The following is an 18,252-nucleotide window of genomic DNA, read 5'->3' as shown; positions in this document are numbered from 1 at the left end:
ACGGGATGTCAGGAAGCTTCGGCGGCGCGTACGACCACGGCGGCGTTGAAGCCGCCGTGGCCGCGGGCCAGCACCAGCGCGGTGCGCGGCGACGCCTCGCGGGGGGTGTCGCGCACCAGGTCGAGCCGGTGGCCGGCGACCGGGCTCGCGATGCCGGTGGTGGGCGGTATCACCCCGTCGCGCAGGGCCAGCAGCGCTCCGGCGACGTCGAGCGGGGCTCCTCCGCCGTACAGCCGGCCGGTGAGCGTCTTGGGGGCGGTGACGGGCACTCCGTACGGTCCGAAGAGCGCGCGCAGTGCCGTGGCCTCCTCCTCGTCGGCGGCGGTCGTTCCCGCCGCGTCGGCGAAGACCACGTCCACGGACGCGGGGGTCAGCCCGCTGTCGGCGAGGGCGAGGCGCGCGGCCCGTTCGAGGCCGGGCGGGCGTCCGGATCCGGGCCGTGGGGAGAAGGTGGCGGCGTATCCGGCGATCTCGCCGTAGACCCGTGCGCCGCGCGCCCGGGCCGCCGCCGCGTCCTCCAGGACGAGGATCGCGCCGCCCTCGCCGGGCACGTGCCCGGCCGCGCGGGCGTCGAAGGGCAGGTAGGCGGTGGCCGGGTCGGCGGAGCGGGAGAGCCGTCCGCTCGCGATGTGCGAGGTCAGCCCCCAGGGGTCGAGGGAGGAGTCCATGCCGCCGGTCAGCGACAGCTTCACGCCCTGGCGCAGCGTTCGCCGGGACTGGCCGATGGCGTCGAGCCCGCCCGCCTGCTCGGAGACGAGGACGCCGCTCGGCCCGCGCAGCTGGTGGCGGATGGAGAGCTGCCCGGTGTTGACCGCGTAGAACCAGGCGAACGATTCGTACACGCTCACCTTCTGCGGGCCTTCGGTCCACAGTTTGCGGATCTCCCGGTGGGTGAAGCCGAAGCCGCCGGTGGCGTTGGAGGTCACCACGCCGAGGGAGTAGTCGCCGTAGCCCTTCCGGCCGGTGAGTTCGGCCGGGTCGGCGCCGGCGTCGGTCAGCGCTTCGGCTCCGGCGACCAGGGCGAGACGGGTCACCCGGTCGGTCTGCGGCAGCAGCCGTCCCGGGAGGTGCGCGGCCGCGTCGAACCCGGTGATCGAGCCGGCCAGCCGGGAGGGGTAGCGGGAGGCGTCGAAGTCGGTGACCGGTCCGATGCCGCTCTCGCCGCGCAGGGTCGCCCGCCACCAGGCTTCCCTGCCGAGGCCGTTGGGGGCGGCGACGCCGATGCCGGTGACGACGGCTCTGGGCCGGGCGGTCTCCCCGGCCGTCGCGGGGGCGGGCGCCTGGACCGTCGCTGTCATCGCGCGGTCTCCTCTCGGGTGATGACCATGGCGGACTGGAACCCGCCGAAGCCGCTGCCGACGCTGAGGACGTGGTCCACAGAGCGTTCGCGGGCCTCGTTCGGTACGTAGTCCAGATCGCACTCGGGGTCGGGCTCGTGCAGGTTGGCGGTGGGCGGTACGGCGCTGTTCTCCATGGCGAGCGCGCAGGCGGCGATCTCGATCGAGCCGATGGCCCCCAGCGAGTGCCCGACCATGGACTTGATGGAGCTGATGGGCACCCGGTACGCGTGGTCCCCGAGGGTCTCCTTGAACGCGGCGGTCTCGTGCCGGTCGTTCTGCTTGGTGCCCGAGCCGTGCGCGTTGACGTAGTCGATCCGGTCCGGGGCGAGGCGGGCCTGGTCCAGCGAGTACCGGATGGCGTCGGCCATCTCGGTGCCGTCGGGCCGCAGTCCGGTCATGTGGTACGCGTTGCACCGGGTCGCGTAGCCGCCGATCAGCCCGTAGACGTGGGCGCCCCTGGCCCGGGCGTGCTCCAGCTCCTCCAGGACGAACATCGCGGCGCCTTCGGCCAGAACGAATCCGTTGCGGGTGCGGTCGAACGGCCGCGAGGCGTGCTCGGGGTCGTCGTTGCGCGGAGTGGTGGCCTTGATCGCGTCGAAGCAGGCGACGGCGATCGGGGAGATCGGGGTGTCGGCGCCCCCGGCGATCATGACGTCCGCGGTGCCCTCGGCGATGAGGTCCCGTGCGTACCCCACCGAGTCGAGCCCGGAGGTGCACCCGGTGGAGACCACCGTGGCGGGCCCTTCGGCGCCGACCGCCCACGCGACCTCCGCGGCCAGGGAGCTGGGGACGAAGGCGTCGAACAGGTGCGGCGAGATGTAGTCGCTGTCGACCTCCCAGAGCTTTCCGCTGTCGCTGAGGACGAGGTACTCGCGCTCCAGGCTGGTGGTGCCGCCGACCGCGCTGCCGATGCTGACACCGGTGCGGTGGGGGTCGAGCTTCACGAATTCCAGGCCGCTGTCGGCCAGGCACTCCCGGGCGCTGACGACGGCGAACTGTGCCGCGCGGTCGAGCCGCCGGGCCTCCCGCGGGCTGAGCCCGTACCGCTGTGGATCGAAGTCGACCTCGGCGGCGACCTGGGAGCGGAAGCGGGAGGGGTCGAAGAAGGAGATCGTACGGGTGGCGGTGCGGCCGGAGACCAACAGGTCCCAGAACGCCTTCTTCCCCACCCCACCCGGCGCGATGACGCCGATTCCGGTGATTGCGACACTTCGGTTCACTGTTCTGCCCCTCGTTCGGCTGCTTCCGACTGTCGGTCCCGCTCCTCGACCACCGCTCGAATACGGCTGGCGCCCCGCGGCGGCGGGTCCACCGCCGGTCCACTCCCCGTCGAGACGGCGGGGCGAGGCTCGGCCCGCCTGCCGGAGACGCCGGCCGGCGGACTGGGGAGGCGCCGTGGAGCTACGCCGACGTGTGCTGTTGCTGCCGGGTCAGGGGGCTCAGCGGGAGCGCATGGCCGCCGGACTCTACGGCGAGCGTGCGGAGTTCACCGGAGCCATGGACGCGTTCTTCGCCCGGCTGGGCGCGTACGGGCCGCCGCTGCGGACGGCGTGGCTGCGGGAGGCCCCGAATCCGGCCATGGACGACGCGGCGGTCGCACAGCCGCTGCTGCTGGCGGTGGGGTACGCGCTCGGGCGGTCGGTGAGCGCGGCGGCCGGCGGGCCCGATCTGCTGCTCGGCCACAGCGTGGGTGAGCTCGCGGCGGCCTGCCTCGCGGGCGTCTTCGACGCGGCGGACGTCGGGGGGCTCGCGGCGGCCCGGTCCCGGGTCCTGAGGGACGATGCGGGGCGCGGCGGCATGCTGGCCGTGGCGGGCGGCCCGCACGAGCTGTCGCCGGCGCTCGGTCCCGGCGTGGCGATCGCCGCGCTCAACGGTCCGCGTCAGACCGTGCTGGCGGGTCCCGCCGAAGAGTTGACGGACACGGCGGAGCGGTTGCGGGCGAGCGGCCGGATCGTCCGCGCGCTCCGCTCGGACCAGGCCTTCCACAGCCCGGCCATGGCGGGCACCGCCCTCCGCTTCGGTGCGGCGCTGGCGGCCTTCGGCCCTCGGGCGCCCCGGGCGGGGATCACGGTGATCTCGTCCCGCACGGGCGCGCCACTGACCGCGCGGGAGGCCCGGGACCCGCACTTCTGGGGCGGTCAGCTGGCCGCCCCGGTGCGCTACTGGCCCGCCCTGGAGCGGCTGCTGGCCACCTGGGGGCGGCGGCCGGGTCTGCTGCTGCTCGACGGCTCGCCGGACGGCAGCCTGGGCGCCCCCGCCCGGCGCCACCCCGCGGTACGGGAGGGCGCCAGCGAGGTCGTTCCCCTGCTGGCCCGGGGCCGGGACGGCGGTGGCCCCGGGGACGAGCGGGCCTTCGCCGGGGCGATGGACCGGCTCGCCGGTTCCGGGGTCACGCCGCGGTGAGCTGACCGCGGACGTGCTGGATGAGGGAGGCGGGGGTCTTGAGCTCGTCGAGCTCCTCGTCGGGGATGCTGACGCCGAAGTCGTCCTGGATGCGCAGGACGATCTCGTACACGGTCAGCGAGTCGAACCCCAGGTCGGTGAATTCGGTGTCCAGCGTGGAGTCCTTGATCTCCTCGCCGGTCGCGCCGCCGAAGCAGGCGCTGACGACGTCGCGGAACTCTGTGATGGTGAAGTCGGCCATGCGGAACACCGTGCTCACCGGCGCTAGACGAGGACTGGAGACCGGCTCGACACCGGCCGGACGACAGCCGCTCCGCCGCCGCTCGATCCCGCCTCCAGCGGTGCCGCCGAGCATCGGATCATGACGGCTGAAACCACCGACCCCACCAAGACCACCGAGACCACGGCGACCACCGAGACCCCTGCCGGAACTCCCGCCCCCAAGCCCCCCTCACCCGAGCTGTACGTCGAGGTGACCCAGTTCTACGCCCATCAGATGCACCGCATGGACGGAGGTGACTTCGCGGGATTCGCCGAGTCCTTCTCCCCGGACTCGGTGTTCGCCCCCGCGGGCGGCGGCGGACTGCACGGCCCCGACGCCATCGAGGCGGCCGCGCGGGCCGCGGCGGGCCGGTTCGGCGGCGCGCAGCCGCGGCACTGGTTCGACATGATGACGGTCGAGGAGGGGGCCGACGGCACCGTCTCCACCAGCTACTACGCGACGGTGACGGTCGCGTCCCCGGACGGTTCCGTGCTGGTGGAGCCGACCTGTTTCGTCCGCGACACCCTCGTGCGCGTGGCCGGCACGCTGCGGGCCCGGTCCCGGGTCATCGAGCGCGACGATCTGGTGGCTCGCGCCCGGGCCGAGGGCTGATCCCCGTGTGGTCGGTGGTGCTGCCGGTCAAGCCGTTCGGCTCGGCCAAGAGCCGGCTCGCCGGGCTGGGCCCTTGGCGCCGGGAACTGGCGCACGCGTTCTTCCTGGACACGCTGCGGGCGGTCCGGGCCACGGCGGGCGTGCGCACGGTCGTGGTCGTGACCGCCGATCCGCTCGCCGCCGCACAGGCCCGCACCCTGGGGGCGGCCGTCGTCCACGACTCCCCCGGGCTCGGCCTGAACGCCGCGGTACGGAAGGGTGCCGCCCGGTCCGCGGCGCTGAACCCGCGGGGGCCGGTCGCCGTACTCACCGCCGATCTGCCGGGGCTGGGCCCGCAGGAGCTGGCGGAGGTGCTGGCCGAGGCCCGGTGCCACCGGCGGACGTTCGTCCCCGATCACGCGGGCACGGGGACGACCGTCCTCACCTCGCTCGTACCGGCCGCGCTCTCGCCGAGCTTCGGTGCCGACTCCGCGCGGTCGCACGCCGCGAGCGGGGCCTTCGCGATCGGGCCGGCGGCGGACAGCGGTATCCGCTCCGACGTGGACACGCCCGAGGACCTGGCCCTGGTGACCGGACGCGGGGTGGGAACGTTCACGACGGCGGTGCTACGGCTGCGCGAGGCCCTGGGCCCCGCGCCCCACCCGGTTCACGAGGTCGCGGCGAGCGCTTCCTCGTAGCCGTGCATGACCCGCACGACGGTGGCACGCTCCTCGGGACCGAGCCCGTCGAGCACCTGGTGCCAGGCCCTGGCACTGCTGGCCAGCCACGCGTCGACGGCCTCGCGCGTGGTGGGGTCCTCACTGATCGAGACGATGCTGCGCCTGCGGTCGTCCGGATCGGTGCGGCGGTCCACGACGCCCTGGCGCTGGAGGTCACTGACCATCAGGCTGACGGTGGTGGGCGCGACTTCGAGGCGGGCGGCCAGGTCCTTGACCGGCGTCGGCCCGTCGAAGAGCAGGCAGGACAACAGGGACAGATGCCTGGGCGCCAGCCGCAACGACCGGAGCTGCTCCGGCACCGGCGTCCTCTTGGCCCGCGAGACGATCCGCGGCATGGTGAGCAGCATGGCGCGAACCGCTTCCTCGGTGGTGAGCCGTTCCGCGCCCTGCTCACCCGACACCTCTGCGGCCTCTGCCACGGTCACCTCCAGTCCAGGCCGGACACGCTACCCGACCGCCCGAACGCACCCGTTCTCAGGCCGCCGGCGGCACGACGACCCCGAGGGCGGGCAGCAGGTACGTCTCCTCGTAACGGAAGTGCTCCTCCAGCCCGGCCACGGTCCGCTCCAGCTCCTCCTTGAGCCACGCGACGTCCTGCCCGTCATCGGCCGCCACGAGCTTCCCCAGTCGCTCCAGCCCCGCGGCCACCTGCCGGTGCTCCTCCCGGAGCCGTTCGATGACGGGGGCGATCTCGGGATACCGCTGCTCGAAGACCGGGAAGGCGCTGTCCTCCATGGTGTGGTGGTGGTGCAGCCCCAGGCAGTACTCCAGGCAGCGGGTCCGCAACTGCTCGACGAACGCGGCACCGCCCCCGCCACCGATCCCGACACCGGATCCCTCCACCCCATCGAGCGCCCCCCGCAACTCCGCGAGCTGCGCCCGCAGTTCCCGGTGCCCGGCGAGCAGTTTCCGCCCGGCGGCCTGACTGTCGATGTCCTGAGGAACGGGCATGAGCGGCCTCCGAGACACGTTGATTTGCTTCCAAAGCAAATATACTCGGGGCCACGACCGCACGCGAGCCCCTGCCGCCCGGAAGCCTCAGGCGCACCGCCAGGCCGCCCCGAAGCCCAGGGGCCCGACCCCGGGGGGCGGACCCCGTTCGACGTGCGGGTCACCAAATCAGCGGGCCGGTCGCGTGTCCCCCGCCACACGTTGAAGCGGAACGTTCAACGCAGAGCTCCGACCTGCGGAAACACGGTTCTGGAAGTGGTTATCCAGCACCCATCCAGCACGGCGCGAGTCCATCCAGCACATCCAGCACCACGACGACCAGATCGAATGTTGTGTACACATGGCACACCTTGTACGCTTGAGCGCATGACGCAGCCGCTACCCATAGAGTCCATCCGCGACGTGCGCGCCCACCTAGCGGAAGTCGTGGAGCGCGCCGACCGCCACGACGTGCCCACGGTCATCACGCGCCGAGGGAAGGAAGTCGCCGCCGTCGTCTCCATCGAGGTGCTGCGCAAGTACCAGGAGTGGGAAGAGCGCGAGATCAACCGGATCATCGACGAGCGCATGGCCAACCCGGCTGTCGGCATCCCGATCGAGGACATCATGAGGGAGACGCTGGCGCGCGGTGAGTGAGTACCGAACCGTCTTCCGACCCGAGGCTCAGACCGAGCTCCGGAAGATCCCACGCGACATGGCGCTGCGCATCCTGGCCAAGCTGACCGAGCTGGAGAGCGATCCCCTCGGCTTCAACACCACCGCGCTCGTGTCGCAGCCGGAACGCCGTCGGCTGCGCGTCGGCGACTACCGGGTCGTCTACACAATCGACAACGGAGAGCTCGTGGTGTGGGTCGTACACGTCGGACATCGCGCCACCGTTTACGACACCTGACGCCGACTGATCCAGCGCCAGAATATCCAGCACCGTTACGGCAAAGGGGCCGGCCCCCGGAGGAGCCGACCCCTTCCGACCTGCACGCTTGACGGATCATCAAAACGTACAGTAACGAAGCAAATACACGTTGAGCGGAACTCCACCACAAGGCTGTGACCTGCGGAAATGAGGGCGCATCCCAGCACCATCCCAGCACGGGATGCGCGACAAAGCACAAGAAGACCGAAGATCGCCAACGCTACCCGGAAGCGCCCGCACACGCCTGAAGTCTGCGGAACTTCTACGAGCGCCGCTCCTACTGAGCCGGACCAAGGGAAATCACACCGCCACGAGCCGGACCCGCTCGCCGCACAGCTTGGCCATGTCGTCAATATCGGAAGTCAGCATGACCACGGGGCGGTGCTGTCGCAGCGCGGCCTCGGCGACGGCCGCATCGATCGCGTACTTGTGTCCGTGCAACCCGGCACTCATCAGCAACTTCGAGGCAGCCCTCGCCTCCTCGTCACCGACCGGGACGACCCGCAGCCCGGAAAGCACCCAGTTCAGGCGTGACTTGTTCGTACGGGCGTGGACGGCCTCGATGATGGTGAGCGCACTGATCACGACCTCCATGCCGCGCGAGCGCGCCTCAGCGATCAGAGCCACCACCTGGTCTTCGTCAGCGAGCAGCTTCGAGAGTCCCTCGCTGTCGAGGACGAGCGTCCCCTCGTGACTCAGCCTGCGGCGGGCCACTCGGCCTCCTCGGCGAACACCTCGTCAAAGACCTGCCGCGCCCGCTGACGAGCCGGCTCGGAGACCGGCCCCTTGCGGCTCTCGTAGTCCGCCAGGTACTCGTCCAGGACCTGCCCGCGCAACTCACGCTCGACCGCCTCGGCGATGAACGCGGAGAACTCCCGCTTCCCCACTCGCGCCCGGATCGCCTCCGCCGTCCCCTCCGGCAGCGACAGGCTCACCCGCGTCGCCGGACCTTCCCCGATGCTGTACGTCGTCTCAGCCATGCCCCCGATTGTGTCAAACGAGTAGGAAAAGCGCCACGCCCGCACTACCTTCACAGCTCGGCCTGTGCCCTGCTCGCGCAAATCCCAGCACGGGCACCCCATCCCATCCCAGCACAATCCCAGCACGGGGAAAAACAAAGGGCCCGACTCCGAAGAGTCGGACCCCATCTGACCTGCATGTTTGCCAGATCAGCGACGTGGTGATATGTCACCCCCTACACATTGAAGCGGAACTCCACCACGTCCCCGTCCTGCATGACGTAGTCCTTGCCCTCCATGCGGGCCTTGCCCTTGGCGCGGGCCTCGGCCACCGAGCCGGTCTCCACCAGGTCGTCGAAGGAGACGATCTCCGCCTTGATGAAGCCCTTCTGGAAGTCGGTGTGGATGACACCGGCCGCCTCCGGGGCCGTGGCGCCCTTCTTGATGGTCCACGCGCGGGCTTCCTTCGGGCCTGCCGTGAGGTAGGTCTGGAGGCCCAGGGTCTCGAAGCCGACGCGGCCGAGGGTGGCGAGGCCGGGCTCTTCCTGGCCCATGGACTGGAGCAGTTCGAGGGCCTCGTCGTCGTCGAGCTCGATCAGCTCGGACTCGATCTTGGCGTTCAGGAAGATCGCCTCGGCGGGGGCGACCAGGGCGCGCTGCTCGTTCTTGAAGTCCTCGTCGACCAGCTCGTCCTCGTCGACGTTGAAGACGTACAGGAACGGCTTGGTGGTGAGGAGGTGCAGCTCGTGGAGGAGCTTGCCCTTCTCCGTGCCCGCCGTGATGCCCGCGGCGAACAGGGTCTGGCCGGTCTCCAGGATCTGCTTCGCCTCCTCGACCGCGGCGAGGACCGCGACCTTCTCCTTCTGGAGGCGGGACTCCTTCGTCAGGCGCGGGACGGCCTTCTCGACGGACTGGAGGTCGGCGAGGATCAGCTCGGTGTTGATCGTCTCGATGTCGCCCTTCGGCGAGACCTTGCCGTCGACGTGCACGACGTTCTCGTCCTTGAAGGCCCGGATGACCTGGCAGATCGCGTCGGACTCGCGGATGTTCGCCAGGAACTTGTTGCCCAGGCCCTCGCCCTCCGAAGCGCCCCGGACGATACCGGCGATGTCGACGAAGTCCACCGTCGCCGGGAGCAGCCGCTGGGAGCCGAAGATCTCCGCGAGCTTGTTCAGGCGGGGGTCCGGGACGCCGACCACGCCGACGTTCGGCTCGATCGTGGCGAACGGGTAGTTGGCCGCCAGCACGTCGTTCTTGGTCAGGGCGTTGAACAGGGTCGACTTGCCGACATTCGGCAGACCGACGATTCCGATCGTGAGCGACACTTTGGCGACTTCCTGGAGTGAGGCGGGGAGAGGCAGGGGCAAGGCGTCCGGTTCGGCTCGGTGTTTCGGGCCGGGGCAGCCGGGGCCCGGAGTGGACCGATTCTCCAGTCTACGGGCCTGCCCCACGGGGCCGAACAGTGCGGCTTTCGGCCGTGTGACATCGAACGCAACCCCAAGGTCGGCCAAAGCGCGTGTCCAACGCCTGATTCCCCGCCCCCCGCGACCTACGTTGTGGAGGTGGAGCAGCACAGGACACGTCCCCCGCAGCGCCGGCAGCCCCCGCAGGCCGCGCCCGCCCCGCCCGCGCCGGGTGGTTCCGCCGTGTACCGGGTACGGGTGCGGAGCGTGCCGCCCGTCGTCCTCGCGTTGCGGCGGTTCCCCAACCCCCGGCTCACCGGGATCGGGGCCGGGCTGTTCGCCTCGCTGACCATGTTCGTGCTCGCCTGTGTCGACCGGCTGCTGTTCGACGGCTCGGAGCTCGTCTACGGGCTGCTCTTCCTACCCGTCAGCGCGCTCACCGCCCTCTGGGTCCGGCCCGCCGACCTCGTCACCGCGCCGATCAGCGTGCCGATCGCCTTCGCCGTCGGAGTGTTCCCGATCTCCGGGGGGTCCGAGGGCTTCGGCGGACAGGTCATGGGCCTCGTCACCGCCCTCGCCGTGCACGCCGGCTGGCTGTACGGCGGAACGCTCGTCGCGGGCGTCATCGCCACCGTACGCAAGGTGCGCCTGATGCGGGCCCGGCGGCGGTACGTCCTGGCCCAGGGGCGCGGCGGCGCCGGTGAGCACCCGCCCCGGGCCGCGGCCTTCGCCTCCGCCGCCTCCTCGGACTCGAAGCCCGTTCGGGCCGGGGCCGGCTCGGCCGGCACGGCAGGGGCTGCGGCCCGGCGGCCTCAGCGGCCCTGACGTCCGACGGGCCCGCCCGGGTCGCCACTTTCACCTGAGGCACGAAGAGCCCGATACGCCCCTTGCGCTTGGTATATCCGGACTGCCCCGTGGTCCCCGGTCCTCGGGGCCGGTCCGACCCGCTGGTTTCGCCCCGCTCAGCCCTTGCCCGCCGCCGAGCCCGCCGCCGCCATCGCCGCTCCCACGATGCCCGCGTTGTTCTGCAGTTGCGCCGGGACCAGCTCGGCCCGGACCTTCTCGATCAGGGGCAGGAACTTCTCCGCCTTGCGGCTCACGCCGCCGCCGATGATGAACAGTTCCGGCGAGAACAGCATCTCCACGTGCAGCAGATACTTCTGGACCCGGTGCGCCCAGTGCTGCCAGCTCAGGTCCTCGTCCTCCTTGGCCTTCGTGGAGGCGCGCTTCTCCGCGTCGTGGCCGTGCAGTTCCAGGTGGCCCAGCTCAGTGTTGGGGACGAGTTTGCCGTCGGTGAAGACCGCGCTGCCGATGCCCGTACCGAACGTCAGCAGGATGACCGTGCCCGTACGGCCCTTACCCGCGCCGAAGGTCATCTCGGCCACTCCGGCCGCGTCCGCGTCGTTCAGGATGGTGACGGGTTGACCGATCCGCTCGCCCAGCAGGGTCCGGGCATCCGTGTCGATCCAGCCCTTGTCGACATTGGCCGCGGTGCGGGTGATGCCGTCCGTGACGACCCCGGGGAAGGTGATGCCCACGGGGCCCGACCAGTCGAAATGGCCGACCACCTCCGCCACGCCGTCGGCCACGCCCTTGGGCGTGGCCGGGTGCGGTGTCAGCACTTTGTGGCGCTCCCGCGCCAGGTCTCCGCGGTCCAGGTCCACGGGAGCACCCTTGATCCCGGATCCGCCGATGTCCACGCCGAAGATCTCCATGGAACCCACGGTACGGGCAGGCCGGGCCCCTTGCCCGGCTACTCGGCGGAAAGGGCGGCGGCCTCGGCGCGCAGGTCGCGGCGGAGCTCCTTGGGCAGGGAGAAGGTGATCGACTCGTCGGCCGTCTTCACCGTCTCGACGTCCGCGTAACCCCGCTCCGCCAGCCATTCCAGGACGCCGTCGACGAGAACGTCGGGGACCGAGGCGCCGGAGGTCAGGCCGACCGTGGTCACGCCCTCCAGCCACGCCTCGTCGATCTCGCTCGCGAAGTCGACCAGATGGGCGGCGGGGGCTCCCGCGTCCAGGGCGACCTCGACCATCCGGATGGAGTTCGAGGAGTTCTTGGAACCGACCACGATGACCAGCTCGGCGTCCTCGGCCAGCTTCTTCACCGCGATCTGGCGGTTCTGCGTGGCGTAGCAGATGTCGTCGCTGGGCGGCGAGAGGAGGTTCGGGAACTTCGACTTGAGGGCGTCGACCGTCTCCATCGTCTCGTCGACGGAGAGCGTGGTCTGGGAGAGCCAGACGACCTTCGACTCGTCGCGGACCTCGACGTTCGCCACGTCCTCGGGGCCGTCGACCAGCTGGATGTGGTCGGGGGCCTCGCCGGAGGTGCCGATGACCTCCTCGTGGCCCTCGTGGCCGATCAGGAGGATGTCGTAGTCCTCCTTGGCGTACCGGACGGCTTCCTTGTGGACCTTGGTGACCAGCGGGCAGGTCGCGTCGATGGTGGCGAGCTTGCGCTCGGCGGCCTCCGCGTGGACGGTGGGCGCGACGCCGTGCGCGGAGAACATCACGATGGAGCCCTCGGGCACCTCCGCGGTGACGTCCACGAAGATCGCACCCTTCTTCTCCAGGGTCTGCACGACGTACTTGTTGTGCACGATCTCGTGGCGGACGTAGATCGGGGCCCCGTACTGCTCCAGGGCCTTCTCGACGGCGATCACGGCACGGTCCACGCCCGCGCAGTAGCCACGGGGAGCGGCGAGCAGGACACGGCGGGTGTTACTGCGGCGCGTAGCGCCTCCACTCGGGGCGGCGGCGGGTGACGGGCTGGGCGTTGCAGTCATGCGTCCCATCGTAAGGCCGTACTGGACGGGCGCCATGGCGGCCGCGTGGACAGACTGGTCGTGACGTGCGGTCACGGTCGGTGAGGGTGGAGGGTTCATGGCGTCGTCGGTCCCGGGAAGCGGAAGCGGCAGTGGGGGCGGGAGCGGCAGTGGAGGCGGGAGCGGGGAGGGCAGCAGCGTTCAGGAAGGGCGGTTGCGGCGGACTCTCGGATTCCGGGATCTCGTCGTCTACGGGCTCCTCTTCATCGCCCCCATGGCCCCCGTCGGCATCTTCGGCACCCTGGACGCCAAGTCCGGCGGTTCCGTCGCCCTCGTCTATGTGGTGGCCACCGTCGTCATGGGGTTCACCGCCTTCAGCTACGCCCAGATGGTGCGGGTCGCGCCCTTCGCGGGCTCGGTCTTCACGTATGCCCGCAAGGGGCTCGGGGAAGGCCCCGGGTTCATCGCGGGGTGGATGGCGATGCTCGACTATCTGCTGATCCCGGCCGTCGCCTACCTCTTCTCCGGAATCGCGATGAACGCCCTGGTCCCCGAGGTGTCCCGGTGGGTGTGGACCGCTGTCGCCGTGCTCGTGACCACGCTGCTCAATCTGTGGGGGGTACGGGCTGCCGCGCGGGTCGGGTTCGCCGTGCTGGCCATGGAGATCGCGGTGCTGCTGGTCTTCGTGGTGTCGGCCGTGGTCGTTCTCGTACGGGACGGGGCGCAGCGCGGGTGGCTGACGCCGGTCACCGGGGACGCGGCGTTCTCCATGGCGGCGGTGCTGGGCGCGGTCTCGGTGGCCGTGCTGTCGTATCTGGGGTTCGACGCCATCGCCTCGTTCGCGGAGGAGGTGACGGGCGGATCGCGGAAGGTGGCGCGGGCGGTGCTGTTCTGCCTGGTGCTGGCGGGTGCGCTGTTCATCGCCCAGACGTATCTGGCGGCGCTCCTGGAGCCCATGAGTTCGGCGGAGCTGGCGGCGGACCCGGCGGCGCAGGGATCGGCCTTCTACGACACCGTCGACGCCTCCGTCGGGAGCTGGCTGCACGACCTGGTGGCGGTCAGCAAGGCGATCGGGGCCGCGTTCGCCGCGCTGGCGGGGCAGGCCGCCGCCGGCCGGCTCGTCTTCGCGATGGCCCGGGAGCGGCGGCTGCCGCACCTCCTCGCCAAGGTCGACCCGAAGTCGGGCGTGCCGCGGCTCGCGATCCTGGGGGCGGCGATCGTGACGCTGGTGGCGGCGGTGTGGGCGGCCCGGCGCGACGACGGGCTGGACCACCTGGTGTCGGTCGTCGACATCGGGGCGCTGACCGCTTTCGTGCTGCTGCACGCGTCGGTGGTCGGCTGGTTCGTCGTGCGCCGGATGGCCGGAGAGCCCGTCTGGTGGAAGCACGTGCTGGTGCCGGTGGTGGGGGCGGGGATCCTCGTCGCCGTCATCGTGGAGGCCACGACGAGCGCGCAGGTGGTGGGGCTGTGCTGGCTGGGGGTCGGGTTCGTGGTCCTGGCGGTGCAGGGGGCGGGGGTGCGGGGGGCTGGGAGCGGGCGGTGAGGGGCGCTCTCCCGCGCGGTGAGGGGGCTGCCCCGGGGCGGTGAGGGGGAGCCGTTCCCGTACAGCGGGCGCTGCCCCGTCAGGCGCCGTTCCCGTGCAGCGGGCGCGGGGTGGAAACCTTCCCCGTACAGCGGTACCCGGTCGTCTCCGCAGGGCGGCCTCCGCTGTCAGCGGTGCCCTATACGCTCGGGCGCATGGCTCTCAACACGTCCGCGGAAGCGCCGCTGCCCGTCGGCGAGGTGTCCCGGCTCATCGGAGGGTGGATCGACCGGCTCGGCGCCATCTGGGTGGAGGGTCAGATCACCCAGCTGTCCCGGCGGCCGGGGGCCGGGGTCGTCTTTCTGACGCTGCGCGACCCGTCGCACGACATCTCGGTGAGCGTCACCTGCTTCCGGCAGGTCTTCGACCGGATCGCCGACGTGGTGACGGAGGGCGCGCGCGTCGTCGTCCTCGCGAAGCCCGAGTGGTACGCGCCCCGGGGGCAGCTGTCGCTGCGGGCCACCGACATACGGCCGGTCGGCATCGGTGAGCTGCTCGTGCGGCTGGAGCAGCTCAAGAAGTCGCTCGCCGCCGAGGGGCTCTTCGCGCTCGACCGGAAGAAGCCGCTCCCCTTCCTCCCGCAGCTCATCGGGCTCGTCTGCGGGCGGGCCTCCGCCGCCGAGCGGGACGTCCTGGAGAACGCCCGCCGCCGCTGGCCGGCCGTGCGCTTCGAGGTCCGCAACACCGCCGTGCAGGGGGTGAACGCGGTCGCCCAGGTGGTGCAGGCGGTCGAGGAGCTGGACGCGCTGGACGAGGTCGACGTGATCGTGGTGGCCCGGGGCGGCGGCAGCGTCGAGGATCTGCTGCCGTTCTCCGACGAGCAGTTGATCCGGGCCGTGGCCGCCTGCCGTACGCCGGTGGTCTCCGCGATCGGCCATGAGCCGGACTCCCCGCTGCTGGACCTGGTCGCCGATCTGCGCGCCTCCACGCCCACGGACGCGGCCAAGAAGGTCGTCCCGGACGTGGGCGAGGAGCTGGAGCGCGTACAGCAGCTGCGGGACCGGGCGCTGCGGACCGTACGCGGGCTGCTGGACCGCGAGGAGCGGGGGCTCGCGCACGCGCTGGGCCGTCCCGCCATGGAGCGGCCCCAACGGCTGGTGGACGAACGTGAGGCCGAGGTGGACGCGCTCCTCGGGCGTAGCCGCCGGGTCCTGGGCCATCTGCTGGACCGGGCCGACTCCGAGCTGGCGCACACGCTCGCCCGGGTCGTCTCGCTGTCGCCGGCCGCGACCCTGGAGCGGGGTTACGCCGTGCTCCAGCGGCCCGACGGCCATGTGGTGCGCTCCCCCGACGAGGCCGGGGCGCCCGGCGAGCCGCTGCGGGCGCGGGTGTCGGAGGGCGAGTTCACGGTGCGGGTGGACCCGGTCGAATGAGCGGCCCGCGCCAACGGCCCCACCGGCGGCAGGGCCGTGCCCACGATGACGTAACAGCACACATTTAGGGTGGATCACATGACGGACGACGGTACGGCGGCGACTGCCGCCGCCACGGGCACGCTCGGGTACGAGCAGGCGCGCGACGAGCTGATCGAGGTCGTGCGCCGGCTGGAGGCGGGGGGTACGACGCTGGAGGAGTCGCTGGCCCTCTGGGAGCGGGGCGAGGAGCTGGCGAAGGTCTGCCGGCACTGGCTGGAGGGCGCCCGCGCCCGCCTGGACGCGGCCCTGGCCCGCCCGCAGGACGGTGGCGACGAGGGCTGAGCCCGGCCCCGGCGAACCACCGGGCCCGCCCGCTCCGGCGAACCGGCCGCATCGGGCAGTGGTGTGCAATGGATCACTCGCCGCCCGATTTAGTTGAAAGTTAACCTATCTCTGGCGTACCTTCGAACCCTCCCCACCGCGTTCGTTCGGAAGGTTTGCACCAGATGTCCCTCGTTCTCGACCCCGCCGCTCAGGACCTCCTCTTCCGCGAGGCCCGCACCGCCAACACCTTCACCGACGAGCCCGTGACCGACGAGCAGGTCCAGGCGATCTACGACCTGGTGAAGTTCGGCCCGACCGCCTTCAACCAGTCGCCGCTGCGCGTCGTCCTGGTCCGCTCCGCCGAGGGCCGCGAGCGCCTGGTGCAGCACATGGCCGAGGGCAACCGCCCGAAGACCGCCACCGCCCCGCTGGTCGCGATCCTGGCCGCCGACAACGAGTTCCACGAGGAGCTTCCGGCGCTGCTCCCGCACTTCCCGCAGGCCAAGGACATGTTCTTCTCGGAGCGCCCGGCCCGTGAGTCGGCCGCCGGCCTCAACGCCGCGCTCCAGGCCGCCTACTTCATCATCGGCGTCCGCGCCGCCGGTCTGGCCGCGGGCCCGATGACCGGCTACGACGCCGCGGGCATCCAGAAGGAGTTCCTGGACGACGACCACACTCCGCTGATGGTCGTCAACATCGGCAAGCCGGGCGAGGACGCCTGGTTCCCGCGCAGCCCGCGCCTCTCCTTCGACGAGGTCGTCACCACCGTCTGAGGCAATCACCGCCTGAGGAACGGGACCGCCTGAGGCGCGTCACCCGGCCCCGTTACGCGCGAAGGGCCCCGGAACACCGTCACCTGGTGTTCCGGGGCCCTTCGCGTACGCCGGTCGGCGTGGGCCGCGCGTCAGGAAGCCGACGCGGCGGGCGGCGTCGTCCTCAGCGCCTTGACCATCTCGACCAGGCTCTCCTTCGGCGCCGAGCCGGTCACCACCGTCGTGTGGCCCTTGCCGGGCAGGACGAGGGCGTTGTACTTCTCGCCCTCCCAGACCTGCCACTCCTTGCCCGCCACCGTCTCGGTCCGGCCGGTGTCCTTCGCCTTCTGGCTGACCTCGGGGACGTAGGTGCGCGCGGCGGCGGTGGACTGCTCGACCGCGACGTACCTGCGGTCCGCGTCGAGGAAGCCCAGGTGCCAGGCCTTGCCCTCGGCCTCGTTGTAGTGGACGGAGGTCGCCTTCCACTTCTCCGGCAGGCCCTCCGGCGCGGCCACCGGGTAGGGGGCGGCGGTCCGCACCGTCGCCAGCTCCACGGTGAAGTCGACCGCCTTGAGCGGGTCGGCGTGCTCGTCCTTCGGGATGAAGAGGTAAATGACCCCCGCGCAGGCGGCGATCACCAAAGTCGACAGGAACATGTCCCGGACTGTCTGCTTGCCTCGCTTGCTTGCCACGGGTCCATGGTGGCACGCGGCCTGACACGCCCGGCCGCAGGGTGCCGGTCGCGCGGGGGAGGCACCGGGGTGCTCATGCGTGACCCGCACTGCTCATTTTATCGACCTACCGATAGAGTCGCAGCACCCTCATATCCGGTCGTCGCCGTACAGAAAGGTGCGCTCCGATGTCCGAGCATCATCTGCCGTCCCAATTGGAGGTCTCCCCGGAGGCCCCCGACCGCAACCTGGCCCTGGAGTTGGTCCGGGTCACCGAGGCCGCCGCCATGGCGGCCGGGCGCTGGGTGGGCCGCGGCGACAAGATCGGCGCCGACGGCGCCGCCGTGAAGGCCATGCGGACCCTCGTCTCGACCGTCTCGATGAACGGCGTCGTCGTCATCGGCGAGGGCGAGAAGGACGAAGCCCCCATGCTGTTCAACGGCGAGCGGGTCGGCGACGGCACCGGCGCCGAGGTCGACATCGCCGTCGACCCGATCGACGGCACCACCCTCAACGCCAAGGGCATGCCGAACGCCATCGCCGTGCTGGCGGCGGCCGACCGCGGCGCGATGTTCGACCCGTCGGCCGTCTTCTACATGGACAAGCTGGTCACGGGGCCCGAGGCGGCGGACTTCGTCGACATCAACGCGCCCGTGGCGGTGAACATCAGGCGCGTCGCGCGGGCGAAGAACTCCACGCCCGAGGACGTCACCGTCGTCATCCTCGACCGGCCCCGGCACGAAGGCATCGTCAAGGAGATCCGGGAGACCGGGGCACGGATCAAGTTCATCTCGGACGGCGATGTCGCGGGCTCGATCATGGCGGCCCGCGAGGGCACCGGCGTCGACCTGCTGATGGGCATCGGCGGAACGCCCGAGGGCATCATCTCGGCGTGCGCCATAAAGTGCCTCGGCGGCGTCATCCAGGGCAAGCTCTGGCCCAAGGACGAGGCCGAGCGGCAGAAGGCGCTGGACGCGGGCCACGACCTGGACCGGGTGCTGTCCACCGACGACCTGGTCAGCGGCGACAACGTGTTCTTCGTGGCGACGGGGATCACTGACGGTGAGCTGATGCGCGGTGTGCGGTACCGCGCGGAGACGGCGACCACCGAGTCGATCGTGATGCGGTCCAAGTCCGGCACGATCCGGACGATCTCCTCGACCCACCGGCTGTCGAAGCTGCGCGCCTACAGCGCCATCGACTTCGACCGCGCGAAGTAGCCGACGCAAGGGGCGCGCAGAG

22 protein-coding genes are annotated in these 18,252 nt (G+C 71.3%); 11 read left to right on the top strand and 11 right to left on the bottom strand.

The features are described 5' to 3' along the window. Positions 1-8 precede the first annotated feature (8 nt). Positions 9-1,298, bottom strand: coding sequence for a ketosynthase chain-length factor (locus tag CCZ36_RS23230; RefSeq protein ID WP_128818484.1), 1,290 nt, complete (start codon positions 1,296-1,298; stop codon positions 9-11). Continuing rightward, positions 1,295-2,560, bottom strand: a complete 1,266-nt coding sequence (locus CCZ36_RS23225) for a beta-ketoacyl-[acyl-carrier-protein] synthase family protein (RefSeq protein WP_069739084.1) — start codon at positions 2,558-2,560, stop codon at positions 1,295-1,297. The genes CCZ36_RS23230 and CCZ36_RS23225 overlap by 4 nt, the downstream gene beginning before the upstream one ends. Before the next feature lie 175 nt (positions 2,561-2,735). Here CCZ36_RS23225 and CCZ36_RS23220 point away from each other — a divergent pair, with 175 nt between their 5' ends. Further along, a complete protein-coding gene (locus tag CCZ36_RS23220) occupies positions 2,736-3,743 on the top strand; it encodes an acyltransferase domain-containing protein (RefSeq protein ID WP_335755816.1) in 1,008 nt (335 codons plus the stop codon). Here the strand turns inward: CCZ36_RS23220 and CCZ36_RS23215 are convergent. Continuing rightward, the gene (locus tag CCZ36_RS23215) at positions 3,730-3,984 is read right to left on the bottom strand and encodes an acyl carrier protein (protein ID WP_069739086.1); all 255 of its coding nucleotides are present in this window, start codon (positions 3,982-3,984) and stop codon (positions 3,730-3,732) included. The genes CCZ36_RS23220 and CCZ36_RS23215 overlap by 14 nt on opposite strands. A gap of 120 nt (positions 3,985-4,104) precedes the next feature. Between CCZ36_RS23215 and CCZ36_RS23210 the strand changes: the two genes are divergently transcribed. Both CCZ36_RS23210 and cofC read left to right on the top strand, forming a co-directional pair. Beyond that, positions 4,105-4,617 (top strand): nuclear transport factor 2 family protein, encoded by a 513-nt coding sequence (locus CCZ36_RS23210; protein ID WP_128818482.1) that lies wholly within the window; start codon positions 4,105-4,107, stop codon positions 4,615-4,617. A gap of 14 nt (positions 4,618-4,631) precedes the next feature. Then, positions 4,632-5,294 (top strand): 2-phospho-L-lactate guanylyltransferase, encoded by a 663-nt coding sequence (gene cofC / locus CCZ36_RS23205; protein ID WP_237302728.1) that lies wholly within the window; start codon positions 4,632-4,634, stop codon positions 5,292-5,294. On the opposite strand, the gene CCZ36_RS23200 is transcribed toward cofC, so the two are convergent. Together CCZ36_RS23200 and CCZ36_RS23195 are read right to left on the bottom strand one after the other, a co-directional pair. After that, positions 5,264-5,683, bottom strand: coding sequence for a MarR family winged helix-turn-helix transcriptional regulator (locus CCZ36_RS23200; RefSeq protein ID WP_079149667.1), 420 nt, complete (start codon positions 5,681-5,683; stop codon positions 5,264-5,266). The genes cofC and CCZ36_RS23200 overlap by 31 nt on opposite strands. Positions 5,684-5,810: 127 nt before the next feature. Further along, a complete protein-coding gene (locus CCZ36_RS23195) occupies positions 5,811-6,287 on the bottom strand; it encodes a hemerythrin domain-containing protein (protein ID WP_128818481.1) in 477 nt (158 codons plus the stop codon). A 366-nt stretch (positions 6,288-6,653) separates the two neighbouring features. Between CCZ36_RS23195 and CCZ36_RS23190 the strand changes: the two genes are divergently transcribed. Together CCZ36_RS23190 and CCZ36_RS23185 are read left to right on the top strand one after the other, a co-directional pair. Beyond that, positions 6,654-6,923, top strand: a complete 270-nt coding sequence (locus CCZ36_RS23190; RefSeq protein ID WP_069739090.1) for a type II toxin-antitoxin system Phd/YefM family antitoxin — start codon at positions 6,654-6,656, stop codon at positions 6,921-6,923. Further along, the gene (locus tag CCZ36_RS23185) at positions 6,916-7,179 is read left to right on the top strand and encodes a type II toxin-antitoxin system RelE family toxin (RefSeq protein WP_069743864.1); all 264 of its coding nucleotides are present in this window, start codon (positions 6,916-6,918) and stop codon (positions 7,177-7,179) included. The genes CCZ36_RS23190 and CCZ36_RS23185 overlap by 8 nt, the downstream gene beginning before the upstream one ends. A gap of 321 nt (positions 7,180-7,500) precedes the next feature. Here CCZ36_RS23185 and CCZ36_RS23180 read toward each other — a convergent pair whose 3' ends face one another. The 3 genes from CCZ36_RS23180 to ychF all read right to left on the bottom strand — a co-directional run bounded on the left by CCZ36_RS23180 (position 7,501) and on the right by ychF (position 9,484). Further along, entirely contained in the window at positions 7,501-7,914 is a 414-nt protein-coding gene (locus CCZ36_RS23180; RefSeq protein ID WP_128818480.1) for a PIN domain-containing protein, read from the bottom strand. Next, positions 7,896-8,180: a hypothetical protein gene (locus CCZ36_RS23175; RefSeq protein WP_006138089.1), complete on the bottom strand. Its 285-nt coding sequence runs from the start codon at positions 8,178-8,180 to the stop codon at positions 7,896-7,898. Before CCZ36_RS23175 ends, CCZ36_RS23180 begins: the two co-directional genes overlap by 19 nt. Before the next feature lie 215 nt (positions 8,181-8,395). After that, positions 8,396-9,484 (bottom strand): redox-regulated ATPase YchF, encoded by a 1,089-nt coding sequence (gene ychF, locus CCZ36_RS23170; RefSeq protein WP_128818479.1) that lies wholly within the window; start codon positions 9,482-9,484, stop codon positions 8,396-8,398. 321 nt (positions 9,485-9,805) lie between these two features. Between ychF and CCZ36_RS23165 the strand changes: the two genes are divergently transcribed. After that, positions 9,806-10,387, top strand: a complete 582-nt coding sequence (locus CCZ36_RS23165) for a DUF6542 domain-containing protein (RefSeq protein ID WP_128819695.1) — start codon at positions 9,806-9,808, stop codon at positions 10,385-10,387. Between the two features lie 137 nt (positions 10,388-10,524). On the opposite strand, the gene ppgK is transcribed toward CCZ36_RS23165, so the two are convergent. Then, positions 10,525-11,277 (bottom strand): polyphosphate--glucose phosphotransferase, encoded by a 753-nt coding sequence (gene ppgK / locus CCZ36_RS23160; protein WP_069739111.1) that lies wholly within the window; start codon positions 11,275-11,277, stop codon positions 10,525-10,527. Between the two features lie 38 nt (positions 11,278-11,315). Next, positions 11,316-12,356, bottom strand: coding sequence for a 4-hydroxy-3-methylbut-2-enyl diphosphate reductase (locus CCZ36_RS23155; RefSeq protein ID WP_370738575.1), 1,041 nt, complete (start codon positions 12,354-12,356; stop codon positions 11,316-11,318). Positions 12,357-12,444: 88 nt separating this feature from the next. Here CCZ36_RS23155 and CCZ36_RS23150 point away from each other — a divergent pair, with 88 nt between their 5' ends. From CCZ36_RS23150 to CCZ36_RS23135, 4 genes are all read left to right on the top strand, one after another. Then, complete coding sequence (locus tag CCZ36_RS23150) at positions 12,445-13,869, top strand: APC family permease (protein WP_069739112.1); 1,425 nt, start codon at positions 12,445-12,447, stop codon at positions 13,867-13,869. Positions 13,870-14,063: 194 nt separating this feature from the next. Further along, complete coding sequence (gene xseA, locus CCZ36_RS23145) at positions 14,064-15,281, top strand: exodeoxyribonuclease VII large subunit (RefSeq protein ID WP_069739113.1); 1,218 nt, start codon at positions 14,064-14,066, stop codon at positions 15,279-15,281. Positions 15,282-15,359: 78 nt separating this feature from the next. Then, positions 15,360-15,605, top strand: coding sequence for an exodeoxyribonuclease VII small subunit (locus tag CCZ36_RS23140; RefSeq protein WP_069739114.1), 246 nt, complete (start codon positions 15,360-15,362; stop codon positions 15,603-15,605). A gap of 164 nt (positions 15,606-15,769) precedes the next feature. Then, positions 15,770-16,360 (top strand): malonic semialdehyde reductase, encoded by a 591-nt coding sequence (locus tag CCZ36_RS23135; protein ID WP_069739115.1) that lies wholly within the window; start codon positions 15,770-15,772, stop codon positions 16,358-16,360. A gap of 131 nt (positions 16,361-16,491) precedes the next feature. Here the strand turns inward: CCZ36_RS23135 and CCZ36_RS23130 are convergent, their stop codons facing one another. Beyond that, a complete protein-coding gene (locus CCZ36_RS23130) occupies positions 16,492-16,995 on the bottom strand; it encodes a DUF4245 domain-containing protein (RefSeq protein ID WP_069739116.1) in 504 nt (167 codons plus the stop codon). A gap of 203 nt (positions 16,996-17,198) precedes the next feature. Here CCZ36_RS23130 and glpX point away from each other — a divergent pair, with 203 nt between their 5' ends. Then, the gene (gene glpX, locus CCZ36_RS23125; RefSeq protein ID WP_030561311.1) at positions 17,199-18,230 is read left to right on the top strand and encodes a class II fructose-bisphosphatase; all 1,032 of its coding nucleotides are present in this window, start codon (positions 17,199-17,201) and stop codon (positions 18,228-18,230) included. The last annotated feature ends 22 nt before the right edge of the window (positions 18,231-18,252 follow it).

Origin of the sequence: Streptomyces sp. S063 (assembly GCF_002832675.1) — a bacterium.
In the GTDB taxonomy this organism is placed as follows: Bacteria; Actinomycetota; Actinomycetes; order Streptomycetales; family Streptomycetaceae; genus Streptomyces; species Streptomyces sindenensis.
Note: the sequence above shows the minus strand (reverse complement) of the source record. Positions and strands in the feature narration are given on the sequence as shown.

Excerpts from the sequence above, each read along its gene's own strand:
- CCZ36_RS23190 (WP_069739090.1), top strand. The coding sequence starts at position 6,654 with ATGACGCAGCCGCTACCCATAGAGTCCATCCGCGACGTGCGCGCCCAC.
- CCZ36_RS23200 (WP_079149667.1), bottom strand. The coding sequence starts at position 5,683 with ATGCTGCTCACCATGCCGCGGATCGTCTCGCGGGCCAAGAGGACGCCG.
- CCZ36_RS23215 (WP_069739086.1), bottom strand. The coding sequence starts at position 3,984 with ATGGCCGACTTCACCATCACAGAGTTCCGCGACGTCGTCAGCGCCTGC.
- CCZ36_RS23135 (WP_069739115.1), top strand. The coding sequence starts at position 15,770 with ATGTCCCTCGTTCTCGACCCCGCCGCTCAGGACCTCCTCTTCCGCGAG.
- CCZ36_RS23210 (WP_128818482.1), top strand. The coding sequence starts at position 4,105 with ATGACGGCTGAAACCACCGACCCCACCAAGACCACCGAGACCACGGCG.
- xseA (WP_069739113.1), top strand. The coding sequence starts at position 14,064 with ATGGCTCTCAACACGTCCGCGGAAGCGCCGCTGCCCGTCGGCGAGGTG.
- CCZ36_RS23155 (WP_370738575.1), bottom strand. The coding sequence starts at position 12,356 with ATGGGACGCATGACTGCAACGCCCAGCCCGTCACCCGCCGCCGCCCCG.
- CCZ36_RS23130 (WP_069739116.1), bottom strand. The coding sequence starts at position 16,995 with ATGTTCCTGTCGACTTTGGTGATCGCCGCCTGCGCGGGGGTCATTTAC.
- CCZ36_RS23150 (WP_069739112.1), top strand. The coding sequence starts at position 12,445 with ATGGCGTCGTCGGTCCCGGGAAGCGGAAGCGGCAGTGGGGGCGGGAGC.
- CCZ36_RS23175 (WP_006138089.1), bottom strand. The coding sequence starts at position 8,180 with ATGGCTGAGACGACGTACAGCATCGGGGAAGGTCCGGCGACGCGGGTG.
- CCZ36_RS23230 (WP_128818484.1), bottom strand. The coding sequence starts at position 1,298 with ATGACAGCGACGGTCCAGGCGCCCGCCCCCGCGACGGCCGGGGAGACC.
- CCZ36_RS23195 (WP_128818481.1), bottom strand. The coding sequence starts at position 6,287 with ATGCCCGTTCCTCAGGACATCGACAGTCAGGCCGCCGGGCGGAAACTG.
- CCZ36_RS23140 (WP_069739114.1), top strand. The coding sequence starts at position 15,360 with ATGACGGACGACGGTACGGCGGCGACTGCCGCCGCCACGGGCACGCTC.
- ppgK (WP_069739111.1), bottom strand. The coding sequence starts at position 11,277 with ATGGAGATCTTCGGCGTGGACATCGGCGGATCCGGGATCAAGGGTGCT.
- glpX (WP_030561311.1), top strand. The coding sequence starts at position 17,199 with ATGTCCGAGCATCATCTGCCGTCCCAATTGGAGGTCTCCCCGGAGGCC.